Raw genomic sequence first — 13495 nt, 5'->3', positions numbered from 1 at the left:
CAGGCCGCTGACGGCGAGCGAACTCGCATAGATGGTGTGCTTGACGTCAAACAGCCTTGCTGCCTCAAAGCAATTGTCCATGCCGACGATGTTCAGCTTGGTCGCCAGATGAGGAGCCAGATCGCTGCCGATGTGGTAGCTCAGATTAATCAGTCGATCCGGCCGAACCTTTGCCACGGCTTCGATGACGTCGTCGAACTGCGTCACGTCACCTCGGATGAACTTCGCGTTCACATCAGCAATGTGCGTGTTTATGTCGAAGCAGGTCATCTCGTGACCTTCTTTGGCAAGGCGAGGAATTAGCCGTCGTCCAATCAGCCCTGCGCCACCAACAACAAGCATCTTCATGTGCTGCCCCCCGGTTGAACGCTGAGACGTAATGATCGAGCGCGTGGTTGCTGGGTGTTTCGTGCAATCTTCACCACAGCAACGTTGGCAGCCCTGCAGCGCCAGCCGCTTTGATAGTGCTGCGCAGTTGGCGATGAGTCAAACTAACAGAACGATATTCTGACAAGCAGAACAAAGGACGCAAATAGTTCTGTCTGGCAGAATTATGTTCTGTTTATTGACGGACGCTCCGCTCTTCGCGTTATTATCGCCTTGTGATCGGAGGGCTTGCGAGCAGCCGCTCACCGATCATCGAAGCAAGTCGAATGCGGGAGTTGAAACAGCCTCTGGAGGGATCGTCATGATCAGGCTTTGGAGTTGTGTTCGGGCGGCGCTGTGTCTTCTCGCGTCATTGTTCGTCTCCTGTCCGACGGTTGCCCAGGACTATCCCAGCCGACCGATAATCCTTGTGGTCCCGTTTCCTGCGGGAGGCTCTACGGACATTGTTGCGAGAATTACGAGCCAGGAGCTGAGCAAGCGCATCGGCGTGCCGGTCGTGGTCGAGAATCGGCCCGGCGGCGGCACCATTGTCGGATCGCTCTCCGTGAAGAGCGCGAAGCCTGACGGCTACACCCTGCTCCTCTCGACAAATACGTTCTACGCTTCTGCGCTGTCTCAGAAGAATCCAGGTTACGATCCTTTTCGTGACTTCGTGACGCTCGTCCCGCTCGCCAGTGCCGCCTACGTGTTGATTGCGCCGCGCGACGTGCGAACGCTGGACGACCTCATCGAGCGCTCCAAGGCCCAACCGGGCCAGTCAAACTACGGCTCGCTGGGAACCGGCGCTTCTCAAATGGTCCTCGCCGAACAGCTCAAGGAGGCCATCGGCATCGATTGGCAGGAGGTGCCGTATAAGGGCGCCGCTGACGCTATCCTCGCGATCATGAGAGGCGATGTGCAGGGATTTTTCGGGACTGACGGTCTGGCTGCGCAGTACGTCAAAAATCCGGACGTGAATCTTCTCGCCACAAGCGGCGCCAAGCGATCAAGTTACATCCCCGGTGTCCCAACATTTGCCGAGCTGGGACATCCGGAGATATACGACCTCGGGCTCTTCGCGGTGGCCGCACGCTCTGAAACGCCGGACCAAATCGTACAGGTCCTGAGGCAACATTTGGCATCCGTTGCACGAGCGCCCGAGCTCTTGCAGGTCCTGAAGTCGAATTCGCTCGAACCCTACGAAGGCACCCTCGTCGAGTACGATACGTTGGCTCAGGACCGATACGCCAGGTCAGCGACGATCCTGAGAAAACTGGGATTCACGGCCAAATAACTCTCGTTGCTGGTCGCGAAGCCCGACCGTTCGCGCCCTACCCCATCATCACAATTTCGGACAGCTTGCCGCCTTTTGAGGCGACTTCCTTCAGCAGGGCGGACGGACGCCAGCGCGGGCCGAGTTCGTTGTGCCAGCGCACGATCTGCTCGTAGATGTCTTTCGAGCCGATGGTGTCGGCCCAGAACATCAGGCCGCCGCGATAGCGCGGGAAGCCAAAGCCATAGAGCCACATGATGTCCACGTCGCTGGCACGGCGCGCCTTCTTCTCTTCGAGGATCTTGCACGCTTCGTTCACCGATGCGAACAGCAGCCGCCGCAGGATCTCATCCTCGGTGAAGCTGCGTTGCTTGATGCCAAGGCTGCTCGTGACCTCCTTGATCGTCTGCGCGACGATCGGATCTGGATGCGGCGTGCGGTCGCCCTTCTCGTAGCGGTACCAGCCGGCACCCGTCTTCTGGCCGAAGCGCCCCATCTCGCAGAGGCGGTCGGCGATCGGGTTCTTGCGGAAAGTCGGGTCTTCCGCCGCCTTCCGCTTGCGCACGGCCCAGCCGATGTCGAGGCCGGCAAGGTCGCCGACCGCGAATGGCCCCATCGGATAGCCGAAGTCGACGAGCACCTTGTCGACCTGCTCCGGCAGAGCGCCGTCCTCCAGAAGAATGCTCGCTTCCGCCGTGAAAGGCCCGCGACTGCGGTTGGCGACGAACCCGTCGGTGTTGCCGGCCCAGGCGCTGACCTTGCCGATCTGCTTGCCGAGTTGCATGGCCGCGGCGATGGTTTCCGGCGCACTCTCGGTCCCCTCCACGACCTCGAGAAGCCGCATGACGTTCGCCGGGCTGAAGAAGTGGGCGCCGGCGACATCTTTCTTCCGCTTCACATCCGCACCGATCTTGTCGACGTCGATGGTCGAGGTATTCGACAAGAGAAGTGCGCCGGGCTTCATGACCGCGTCGAGCTTCCTGAACACCTCCTGCTTCACGCCGAGCTCCTCGAACACGGCTTCGATCACCACGTCCGCCTGACCGATATCCTCATAGGCCAGTACCGGTTCGATGAGCTTCAGCCGCTCGTCCATCTGCGCCTGCGTGATGCTGCCGCGCTTCACCGCAACCGCATAATTGTCCTTCACCCGCTTCATGCCGCGGTCCAGCGCTTCCTGTGTCGAGTCCAGAATCTTCACGGGGACGCCGAAATCGGCAAAGCTCATGGCGATGCCGCCGCCCATCGTGCCCGCGCCGATCACCGCGCCTTTTTCGATCTTCTTCTGCTTCGTGCCTTCCGGCAGATCGGGCAGACGGCCCGCCTGCCGCTCGGCGAAAAAGGCATAGCGCAGCCCCTTCGAGGCGTCGGAATTCTCCAGCGGCGCGAACAGTTCGCGCTCGCGAACGATGCCCTGATCGTAAGGCAGCGTGACCGCGGCCTCCACGGCGTCGATGCAGGCGAACGGCGCCGGCTGGCCCTTGGCCTTCTTCTCGATGCTCTTGCGCATCTTGTCGAACATGCCCGGGTCATTCTTATATTCGTCGAACTTGGTCGTCATCTTGCTGACGATCGGCATCGGCTTCTTGTCCGCGATGCTCTTTGCAAACTTGATCGCCTCGGCGCGCAAGTCGGCCTTGTCGTCAATCAACGCATCAAGGACGCCATAGCCCTTGGCCTCCTCGGCAGGCACATGGCGGCCGGTCACGATCATGTCCAGCGCGATCTTCGGGCCGACGAGGCGCGGCAGTCGCTGCGTGCCGCAGCCGCCCGGCAGCAAGCCAATCAGCACTTCCGGCAGGCCAACCTTGGTCGCCTTCTTCGCGATACGGTAGTTGCAGGCCATTGCCGTCTCGAGCCCGCCGCCCAGCGCGAAGCCGTGGATCGCGGCGACGATCGGCTTCTCGCTCTTTTCGAGTACGTCCACCGGGCGCTCGCCGATACCGAGGCGCTTTGCGCCCTTGCCGAACTGGCGAATGTCGGCGCCGGCAATGAAACTACGGCCTGCGCCCATCAGCACCATGGCCTTCACATTCGGGTCTTTGTTGCCCTTGGCGACGGATTCGAGGATGCCTTCCGGCACGCCCGGGCTCAGCGCATTCACTGGCGGATTATCCACGGTGATGACGCCGATGCCGTCTTCCACTTCAAATCGCACAAGTTGTCCGCTCACGACGCTTCCTCGCTGTTACCGCCGGACACGTTCCGGCGCCTTTCCGATTGGCGACGACCTTGGGCGTGTGCCCAGGTGTCCGCAAGGTCGAAAATAGCGCATGGCTTTGACCAAGCGGTATGCCTTGGTTCCTTCGACCGTGCGCGCTAAGACAGGGGCCATCACCGGCCCGAAGGCCACCGAAGTTCAAGGGAGGCAGCAGTGAACACCAACGACATCAATGCCGCGGCAAAGCTCCTCGCCGATGCGAGACTAACCGGGGTCAAGCGCGACCCGCTGCCGGCCGCGCTGCAGCCAAAGACCATCGAAGACGGTCACGCGATCCAGGATGCGACCATGGCGTTGTTGAACGAGGCAATCGGCGGCTGGAAGGTCGGCCTCGACAAGGAAGGCACCATGTCGCGGGCGCCAATCCTGAAAAGCGTCATTCAGGAGAGCCCTGGACGCGTCAGAGCCAGTGGGGAGCACCTGCGCGGCATCGAGGCCGAAATCGCATTCCGCTTCCTGAAGGACCTGCCGCCGCGCGGCAGCGACTATTCGCGGCAAGAGGTCGAGGATGCCGTCGAGGCGTTTCCGGCGATCGAGCTCCTCAACTCGCGCTACGCCGAACCTGGCCCGCGCTCCACACTCGAAAAGCTTGCGGACTGCATCATCCAGGGCGGGTTCGTCTGCGGCAAGCCGCGTGCGGACTGGAAGTCCGTCGATTTCGCAAAACTCGAAGTGGTGCTGACAGTGGACGGCGCCGAAATCGCGACCGGCACCGGCACGCATCCGGTCGGCGATCCGGTGGCGCCGGCGGTGGCGCTGGTCAACGCGTTGCGTACGACGTCAGGCGTCAAGGCTGGGCAGATCATGACCACCGGCACCTGGACCGGCATCAACTATGCCGGGTCGGACAGCCTTGCGGTTGCGAATTTCGACGGCTTCGAACCGGTGCTGACGCAGTTCGAAAGCAGCCAGGGCTAGCGTCCACGGCCGGTCCGTCGACGCCGGCTGTGTCTCAAGGTCGCGTGGAAGACACCCTCGCGTGCCAAAGCCTCGGCTTGGCCACGCGCCCCGGGCGTTGAGTGCATCAAGCGTCCGATCCAACGGGTCGGCCGCGAGACGACGGCGCACACACGGCTGCCGAGGCCGCGTCCCGAATTCCGCCCAAGGGCAGCCGTCAATTCTCCGCAAATCCGGCCTGTCGAAGGCGGGGCCAAGGCTCCGCGACGAATATGCTCAGGTCATTTGCGGCTCGCGCCGCAGCCAGCCATTTGTTCCCTGCGTCATGAACCTTATATAGGCTTTCACCGACACATGGTGCGCGAAGGGACATGAGCAGCGGTTGCGCTGATCCGGGGGTGATTGTCTTGCGGTTCGGACTGCTGCGCACGTCTTTGGCCGCATTTACAACCATTCAAACCTGTTTCTATACAGGCGCGCATCTCCACTGGATCCAATCACCAACCACGGTATCTAGCATATGATCAACCCCCGTTTGTTGCTTCGGAGGCTGCTCGGCAGCGCCGTCCTTGCCGCTTCCATGACGCTGCTGGCGTCGCCGGGCCAGGCTCAGAGCGGCCCGTTCGCAAGTTTCGCCGGCGCATGGACTGGGACCGGTCAGATCATGGTCGCCGATGGCGGGAAAGAGCGCATCCGCTGCCGTGCCACCTATAAGGTCGCCGGCGCAGGACTCAATCAGATTTTGCGGTGTGCGAGCGACAGCTATCGTTTCGACCTGACGACCAATGTCACCGCTTCCGGCAACAGCGTTTCGGGCAGCTGGAGCGAGAGCAGCCGTAACATCAACGGAACGCTCGGCGGCCGCATCAATGGCGGTCATATCGACGCTCTGGTAGAGGCCAACGGATTTGCAGCATCGTTGAGCATGAATACCAATGGCAACAAGCAGGTCATCGCAATCCGTTCGCAGAACACCGATCTGCGCGGCGTCGACGTCACGCTGACACGATAGGATGACGTGACGACCAAGGATTGAGACATCATCAGGAACTGAAACGCGCCGGGAAGGTTTTCCCGGCGCTTGTCTTTTACGCGTCGCTTCGCTCGCCCGTAGCCGTTCGAAGAACGGCGTCGCTTCGCTCGCCTATGGGCGGGGCGCGATCAGATCGCCGGCTTTGGACCTTTGTTGCCGCGGATGCGCTCCGCGATGCTGATCAGGAACATCGCGGTCGGCCGGAGGATGAAGAGATCGGCGATCAGTGCCGCGACCATCGAGAACGCGCTGAGCCAACCGAACAGCCGCAACGAAGGCAGATCGGAAAAGACCGTCACCACGAGTCCGCAGGCCAGCACCACCGTTGTCAGGATCAGCGCAGGTCCGACCAGGATCGTCGCCTTTTCGACGGCAGCCGCTGCCGTCGTGTCCGGCGTGTTCTCCAGCCGCAACCGGTTGAGGAAGTGGATCGTCGCGCTCAAGCCCAATCCGAACGAGACGATCAACGCCACCACGGAGGCGAATTGCAGCCCCTCGCCGAGCGCCCAAAGGACGGTGCCTGAGAGCACCACCGGGAAAATGCCCGGCAGGATGCTGACGAGCATGACGACGAAGGAGCGGAACGCAAGGCCGATGAAGGCCGCAACCAGCAGGAATTCGACCGTCAGCGCCGCGTTGAGCTTGCCGATCATGTCGGCGCTGTTACGCGCCGCGATCGCCGAAAGACCGGTGACGGCGATCTCGTAGCCCGGATGCTGCGCACGGACCCCGTCGAGTGCCTTGTCGAGCTTCTCGACGACAGGAAGGATGTCGCTCGAGTCCAGGTCAGGCACCCGGCCCGACACCACGACGGCGTCGAGCTGCTCAGAAACGAAGCGCCGTACCAGATAGGCCGGCAACAGATCGATATATTCCTTCAGCGTCGAGACATCGGCCCGGCCGACCTTCTCGGCCAGCCACCGCCGCAGGGTCTCGACCGACCAGACGTTGCCGACGCCGGCCTGCTTCTCGATCAACGCATGCACCTCAGCGATCGTCTGCAGGCTTTCCGGCGCGTAAAGATCCTTGCCCTTCGGGAACTCGATGAGAATGTCGATCGGGTTCGCGCCGGTAAGCTTGGCGTCCAGCCGACTGGAGGCTTCGACCGCCTGCTTCTTGTCCGGCACCTGATCCGCAAGCCGGTAGCGAGGCTCCAGGCTGATGTAGATCACAGTCAGGCCAGCCACGACCAACAAGGCGATCAGACTCCAGAGTGCCGGCCGCCGCGTCATCCGCACGGCGATCCACGCACAGAAGGCGCGCAGCGCGTTGACGCCCCAGTCGGCTGTCTTGATCTTCTGCGCAAAAACCTCTTCACGGCGCACCAGGAGCACGCCGAACAGCGGCACCAGCGACAGCACGGCGACCAGCGCGATCGCGGTCGCGGTCAGGCCCGCTTCGCCGAAGGCGCGGATCAGATCGGAATTGGAGAACATCAGCGCGATGAACGATAGCCCCGCCGTGCAATGCGTCAGCACACAGGCCGGTCCGACAACGAGGACCGCGTTGCGGAAGGCTGAGACCTTGTCCTCACCCGCGATCAGACGGTCGCGCGCCGCGAAGGTGAGCTGCATCGAGTCGGAGAAACTGATCACCATGATGAGCGGCGTCATCACGTTCAGGAACATGTTGAGGCTGAAATTGAACCAGCCGAGCGTCCCAAGCGAAAGCAGGATGGCGAGGATCGGCGGGAACGCCGCAATGACCATGAACGAGATGCGCCTGAAGAAGACGATCGCGATCAGACAGCCGGCCAGCACACCGGCGACATTATAGATGATGCCGTCACGCGCCACCGCGTTACGGATTTCGAGCTGCATGATGGGCACGCCCGAGAGCTGGCCGACGAGATCGGTGCCCTGAACCGTGTCTGAAACCAGCTGCCTGATTTCTCCGACCACTGTCCCAAGCCGGTTGTCGGAGACGACCGCGGGGTCGAGCGCGAGCACGATCAGCGCCAGCGTACCATCGTCAGACAGCAACTTGCCGCGCAGGATCTCGTTGCTTTTGACGGTCTCTATGAATTTGTCGTAGGCGGCGCCCTCCGGCAGCTTATCGGGAAACAAAGGGGCCGGAAGCTTCCCCGGCTCAGGCGCCTGCCGGGCCGAAAAAAGCGAAATGATCCCGCGTGTTCCGTCGACAAGCTGAACATCCGTAACAAGGTCGCGGAGCTTCTCCAGCGAGTCGCGTGCAAGCAGCGACTTGCCCTCGATCACGATCAGGACGTCGAATTCCGTCGCCGGGAAGCGCTTGGTGACTTCCTCGTACTGACGGAATTCCGTGGTGTCCGACCGAAACAGCTGGCTGAGCGAGTCGTCGATCTTGATGCGCTCCAGACCGAAGAAGGCGCCGACGCACAGCAACGCCAGGATCAGGACGGACCAGATCGGCGTGCGCATCGCGACGAGGCCGAGCCGCTCGATCCCGAACGCAATGCTCGGCAAGGCGCGGGCCGCTTTTGTGCCGCCCGCCTTCTGCGACGTCTGATCAAGCATTGAAGATCCGCTTTAGAATACCAACCCCGTGGCGAAACGGACTTCCCCGTCGAAGCCCGGTTCCACATTTTCGCTTGCCAAGCTCTAGCACGTTTTCGGCCCTGCTCCAGCGATCAACTCCGCTTGAGGGAACCACACACGCCTGCGCCGACCACCGAATTTTCGTGCAAAATCAATTACTTATACCAGGACCCGTAAGCATGGCCCGCGGCTATTCAGCAACAGTGACAGCTTCGCGCAGACGCGTCGAATAGTTCGATGCGTTCTGCAGGCCACCCGAGGCCGCTCGCGAGAACGCGATCAGATGATGCGAGATCAGCGACGTGGCGATCAGCACTTCGATATCGCCGCGGATCAGGCGCGAAATGGCAAACTTCCAGAACACCCGCTTGTAGTCGCCGACAACGCCGACCTTCCAGGTGATGCGCGCGAGCATCTTCAGCCCCCGCTTGACATCCCGCCACGAAAACACACGCGCGCTGGCCGGCACCTGGAGCCGGTTTGGGAACGTGTGCTCGACCTGATGCTGGAAGCGCTCATACAGCTTCTCGGGCCGGTACGCATTCTTCATGCAATTGCGCCAGCTCGTCACCACGTGTTCGTACGGCAGTCGGAATTTGACGTTTGAATCCCGCTCCTCGTCATCCTCGATCAGCCGCCCTTCCCGCGCGAGCCGGTCCCAGAGCGGCGTCTTCGGCAAAGCCTGCAGCAGATTGATGGTCAGCAGCGGGATTTGCGACTGTTCGATGAATTCCAGGAGATGCTTGCCCGTCTCGGGCGTGTCGGTATCGAGGCCGAGGATGATGCCCGACACGACCTCCATGCCGTAGTCGTTCAGGGTTTTGACCGCGTCCATGATGGGCACCATCATGTTGTGGTCCTTGGAGATGGCCCTGAGCGCATCCGGGTCCGGCGTTTCGATGCCGCAGAAGATGGTGATAAAGTAAGCCTCGCGCATCAGCGACAGAATTTCCGGCCGCTTGGCAATATTGAGTGTGGCCTCGCACGACAGGCGAAGGCGAAAACCGGTCCGCTTTTGCCATGCAACAAGATGCGGCAGCAGCTCAAGCGCCGCCTTGCGGTTGCCAATGAAGTTGTCGTCGACGAAGTAGACCGAGCCGGAAAGACCGCATGCGAGCAGCTTGTCGAGCTCGGCGACGACCTGCTCCGGCGTTTTCAGGCGCGGGTTACGTCCGTAGAGTCCCGGGATGTCGCAGAACTCGCACTGATAAGGGCACCCGCTCGAATACTGGATGCTGCCGAGGAAATAGCGGTCGATCTGCGCAAGCTCATAGGCCGGGAGCGGAAATTTCGCCATTTCGACCCGGTCTTTCGTCCGGAGCACGACTTGTTGTTCTGGCCGGGCCGTATCCTGCGCGAGCCGGGCAATCAGTTCGTCCGTGGCGTCGCCGAGCTCGCCGATATGGAGATAGTCGAACGCCGGATAGTAATCCGGACACGCACTCACCGAGGGGCCGCCCAGCGCAACCGGAAGGTCAAAGGCATGTGCCCGGCGGCAGATATCGTTCATCTGTCGCCGCTGGATGTGCATGCCGCTGACGAACACCGCGTCCGCCCACTCGAAGTCAGAGTCGGTGGCGGATCTCATGTTCTCGTCGATGAATCGCACCTGCCAGTCTGCCGGCATGTAGGCGGCAATGACCAGGAGCCCTTGCGGGGGCATGAAGGCGCGGACTCCATCGGTCAACGGATAAGCGTACTCGAATGTCCCGAACGAGGGCGAGTAGCGCGGGAATACGCAGAGAATCCGCCGCTTGCCGTAGCTGCCTTCGCCCCTCATTCCGCCTCCATCCCCAGCGCCGCCAGCAAGATCGCGACCCGAGGTCAGGGCCAAGAACGCGCGGCTCGGTCTGATGTTCCTGTAACGGCAAGCACTATGATCGAGGCATGCCCTTCATTCAATCCGAATCGGTCGAACAATCTGATCGCCGACTCGAACGAACCGAACGTCGAACACGGAAATGCTTCGTTGGCAGAAGAAAGGCAAAAGATCGCCGCTTCGAAGGCGAAGGCAAACTTGATCGTTCGCGAATCCGACACACGAGCAATCGACAACGCGAGCAATCGGTCAACTTTTCGGGAAATGCCGCGTGTGTGACCGTGCGCTGCTTGACCCTTCGCTGCATTTTTTAGAGCTTCTCTAAAGCAATGCGGGTCGATTGGGAGGGACATCCATGGCGCGATTGTCGATCAACGGCACAATGCGTGAGGTGGAGGTCGAACCTGACACTCCGCTGCTCTGGGTCATTCGCGAACAGGTTGGGCTGACAGGCACGAAATACGGCTGCGGCATCGCGCAATGCGGCGCCTGCACCGTACATATCGATGGCGTGGCCACGCGCTCGTGCAGCATGCCAGTCAGTGCGATTACCGAAGAGCAGAAGATCGTCACCATTGAAGGGCTGTCGCCGGATCTCAGCCATCCGATCCAGAAGGCCTGGCTCGAGCTCGATGTGCCGCAATGCGGCTACTGTCAGTCCGGCCAGATCATGGCGGCAGCAGCGCTCCTGCAGGCGACTCCGAAGCCGACCGACGAACAGATCGCGAGCGAGATGACCAACATCTGCCGCTGCGGCACCTACAATCGCATCAAGGCGGCGATCAAGCACGCCTCCGCGAATATGGGCTGAGGGATCGGAGACAGACATGAGCATCGCGACCGAACTCTCGCGCCGCAATTTCCTTAAGACGAGCGCGGCAGCCGCCGGCGGGCTGGCGCTGGGCTTTCACGTCCCCTTCACGCCGCAAGCCGTGGCGCAAACCGAGACGCCCGAAATCAACGCCTGGGTGATGATCAAACCGGACGACACGGTTGTCGTCCGCATCGCCCGCGTCGAGATGGGCCAGGGCACCCTCACCGGCCTGGCGCAACTTGTCGCAGAAGAACTCGAATGCGACTGGGCCAAGGTCACGACCGAGTACCCGACGCCAGGTCAGAACGTCGCCCGCAGTCGCGTCTGGGGCAACTTCCAGACTGCCGGCAGCCGCGGCATCCGCGATTCGCATGAGTATGTGCGCAAGGGCGGCGCCGCCGCGCGCATGATGCTGGTGCAGGCGGCTGCGAACGAATGGCATGTGGAGCCGTCCGCCTGCACCGTCGCCAAGGGCGTCATCACCCATGCGGCCTCCGGCCGCTCGACCACCTTCGGCAAGGTCGCGAACGCTGCGAGCAAACTGCAGACGCCGAATGACATTCCGTTGAAGGACGCCAAGTCCTGGACGATTGCCGGAAAGCCGCTGAAACGCTTGGATACGCCTGACAAGATCAACGGCAAACTCGTCTACGCGATCGACGTACAATTCCCCGGAATGCTGAATGCGGCACTGAAGAACTGTCCGGTGTTCGGCGGCAAGATCAAGAGCTTCGATGCGGCCAAAGTCGAGCAGATGCCCGGTGTCAAAAAGGTCGTGCAGGTCGCCGACACCGGCGTCGCCGTTATTGCCGACACCTGGTGGCGGGCGAAGACCGCACTCGATGCGCTGCCGATCGAGTGGGACAACGGACCCAACGGCTCGGTCCAGAGCGCGGACATCGCCGCCGCCCAGAAGGAAGGCCTGACGGCCACGGAAGCGTTCCTCGGCAACCGAAACGGCGATGCCCGGGCGGAGCTCGCCTCCGCCGCGCGCAGGGTCGAGGCGGTGTATGGGGTGCCGCACCAGCACCATGTCACCATGGAGCCGATGAACGCGACGGTGCGTTGGACGCCGGACAAGTGCGAGGTCTGGACGTCGACGCAGAATGCGGAATCGGCACTTGCGACCGCGGCGCAGGCGTCGGGCCTGCCGACCGACAAGAACGAGGTCTTCCGCCATCACCTTGGCGGGGGATTCGGCCGCAGGTCGACCAGCCACGACTTCGTCCGCTACGCCGTGCTGATCGCCAGGCAGATGCCGGGCACGCCCGTCAAGACGATCTGGTCGCGCGAAGAGGACATGACGCACGGCTGGTACCACCCCACTACGCAGTGCCGCATGGTCGGCGGGTTCGATGCGAACGGCGAACTGACCGCACTGCACATGCGCATCTCGGGCCAGTCGATCCTCGCCACTGTCAATCCGAACGCGCTCCAGAACGGGCGCGATGCGGCGACCTTCCAGGGTCTTAACCCGCAAGGTCCCGAAGGCCAGTTCGGCTACACGATCCCGAACCTGCTGATCGACCATGCGATGCGCAACCCGCATGTGCCCCCGGGGTTCTGGCGCGGCGTCAACAACAACCAGAATGCGATCTACCTGGAGTCCTTCATCGACGAACTGGCGCATTCGGCCAAGCAGGATCCACTGGAGTTCCGCCGCAAGCTGATGGCGAACCATCCAAAGCATCTCGCCGTGCTGAACGCGGTGGCCGAAAAGGTCGGCTGGGGCACCCCGCCGGCGCCCGGCGTGTTCCGCGGTCTCGCGCAGCACATGGGCTATGGCAGCTATGTCGCGGCCTGCGCCGAAGTATCGGTCAGCGACGCCGGCGTGCTGAAGATCCATCGCATCGTCGGCGCGACCGACTGCGGCCATGCGGTCAACCCGCAGCAGATCGAGGCGCAGGTCGAGGGATCTTTCGTCTACGGCCTGACGGCGATGCTCTACGGCGACATCACCGTCAAGGACGGCCGGGTCGAGCAGGAGAACTTCGATACCTACCAGATGATGCGAATGGACGAGATGCCGGTCGTGGAATCGATCATCATTCCGTCCGGCGGCTTCTGGGGCGGCGTGGGCGAGCCGACCATCTGCGTCGCGGCACCTGCGGTCCTGAATGCGATCTTCGCGGCCACGGGAAAACGCATTCGCCAGATGCCGCTGTCGAAGGCGGATCTTCGAAAGGCGTAAACGACACCAACTGTGAAAGCGGACGGCAGCTTCAAGCCGTCCGCGCACATCGCGCTTTTCTTGCAGGGATCGAACATGCGAACAGCCGGCACGATCGTCACGTGCTTGATGGCGCTGGCCGCACCTGCGGCGGCGCAATCGGCAGCGCCGGCCGGCGCTTCGTCGTGTTCGGGCTGTCACGACGCCCGCATCGCCAGCCCTGCCATCCCGCCCCTGAAGGGCCGTCCCGCGCCAGAAATCGTGGCCGCGATGGAGGCGTTCCGCAACGGCGGGCGGGAGGCGACGGTCATGGGCCGCATCGCCAAGGGCTACACCGACGACGAAACGCGCGCGATCGCCGCGTGGTTCAGCCAGCGTTGAAGGGG

The 13495-nt window shown here is 62.2% G+C and carries 10 protein-coding genes; 6 read left to right on the top strand and 4 right to left on the bottom strand.

Annotated features, from left to right (window positions below; all coding sequences use genetic code 11):
* The coding region (locus RCO31_RS13505) for an NAD-dependent epimerase/dehydratase family protein (RefSeq protein WP_308968915.1) at nt 1-348 on the bottom strand (348 nt) is incomplete at its 3' end.
* A 205-nt stretch (nt 349-553) separates the two neighbouring features.
* On the opposite strand from RCO31_RS13505, the gene RCO31_RS13500 reads away from it, so the two are divergent.
* Nucleotides 554-1660 carry a tripartite tricarboxylate transporter substrate binding protein gene (locus tag RCO31_RS13500; RefSeq protein WP_308968914.1) on the top strand — a complete coding sequence of 369 codons (1107 nt, stop codon included), beginning with the start codon at nt 554-556 and terminating at the stop codon, nt 1658-1660.
* 37 nt (nt 1661-1697) lie between these two features.
* Here the strand turns inward: RCO31_RS13500 and RCO31_RS13495 are convergent, their stop codons facing one another.
* Entirely contained in the window at nt 1698-3812 is a 2115-nt protein-coding gene (locus RCO31_RS13495; protein WP_308968913.1) for a 3-hydroxyacyl-CoA dehydrogenase NAD-binding domain-containing protein, read from the bottom strand.
* Nucleotides 3813-4013: 201 nt separating this feature from the next.
* On the opposite strand from RCO31_RS13495, the gene RCO31_RS13490 reads away from it, so the two are divergent.
* The gene (locus RCO31_RS13490) at nt 4014-4778 is read left to right on the top strand and encodes a hypothetical protein (protein ID WP_308968912.1); all 765 of its coding nucleotides are present in this window, start codon (nt 4014-4016) and stop codon (nt 4776-4778) included.
* Nucleotides 4779-5277: 499 nt separating this feature from the next.
* Entirely contained in the window at nt 5278-5769 is a 492-nt protein-coding gene (locus tag RCO31_RS13485) for a hypothetical protein (RefSeq protein ID WP_308968911.1), read from the top strand.
* Nucleotides 5770-5918: 149 nt separating this feature from the next.
* Here RCO31_RS13485 and RCO31_RS13480 read toward each other — a convergent pair whose 3' ends face one another.
* Together RCO31_RS13480 and RCO31_RS13475 are read right to left on the bottom strand one after the other, a co-directional pair.
* Nucleotides 5919-8285: an MMPL family transporter gene (locus tag RCO31_RS13480; RefSeq protein ID WP_308968910.1), complete on the bottom strand. Its 2367-nt coding sequence runs from the start codon at nt 8283-8285 to the stop codon at nt 5919-5921.
* 211 nt (nt 8286-8496) lie between these two features.
* Nucleotides 8497-10086 (bottom strand): DUF4070 domain-containing protein, encoded by a 1590-nt coding sequence (locus RCO31_RS13475; protein WP_308968909.1) that lies wholly within the window; start codon nt 10084-10086, stop codon nt 8497-8499.
* 394 nt (nt 10087-10480) lie between these two features.
* On the opposite strand from RCO31_RS13475, the gene RCO31_RS13470 reads away from it, so the two are divergent.
* From RCO31_RS13470 to RCO31_RS13460, 3 genes are read left to right on the top strand one after another with little or no spacing between them, the layout of a single operon-like run.
* Nucleotides 10481-10936: a 2Fe-2S iron-sulfur cluster-binding protein gene (locus RCO31_RS13470; RefSeq protein ID WP_308968908.1), complete on the top strand. Its 456-nt coding sequence runs from the start codon at nt 10481-10483 to the stop codon at nt 10934-10936.
* 16 nt (nt 10937-10952) lie between these two features.
* Complete coding sequence (locus RCO31_RS13465; protein ID WP_308968907.1) at nt 10953-13130, top strand: xanthine dehydrogenase family protein molybdopterin-binding subunit; 2178 nt, start codon at nt 10953-10955, stop codon at nt 13128-13130.
* 12 nt (nt 13131-13142) lie between these two features.
* Entirely contained in the window at nt 13143-13490 is a 348-nt protein-coding gene (locus tag RCO31_RS13460) for a cytochrome C (RefSeq protein ID WP_308968906.1), read from the top strand.
* Nucleotides 13491-13495 lie beyond the last annotated feature (5 nt).

This window comes from Bradyrhizobium sp. LHD-71 (assembly GCF_031157255.1).
Lineage (GTDB): Bacteria > Pseudomonadota > Alphaproteobacteria > Rhizobiales > Xanthobacteraceae > P52-10.
The sequence above is the reverse complement of the archived record's forward strand: the minus strand, read 5'-3'. Positions and strand labels throughout refer to the sequence as shown.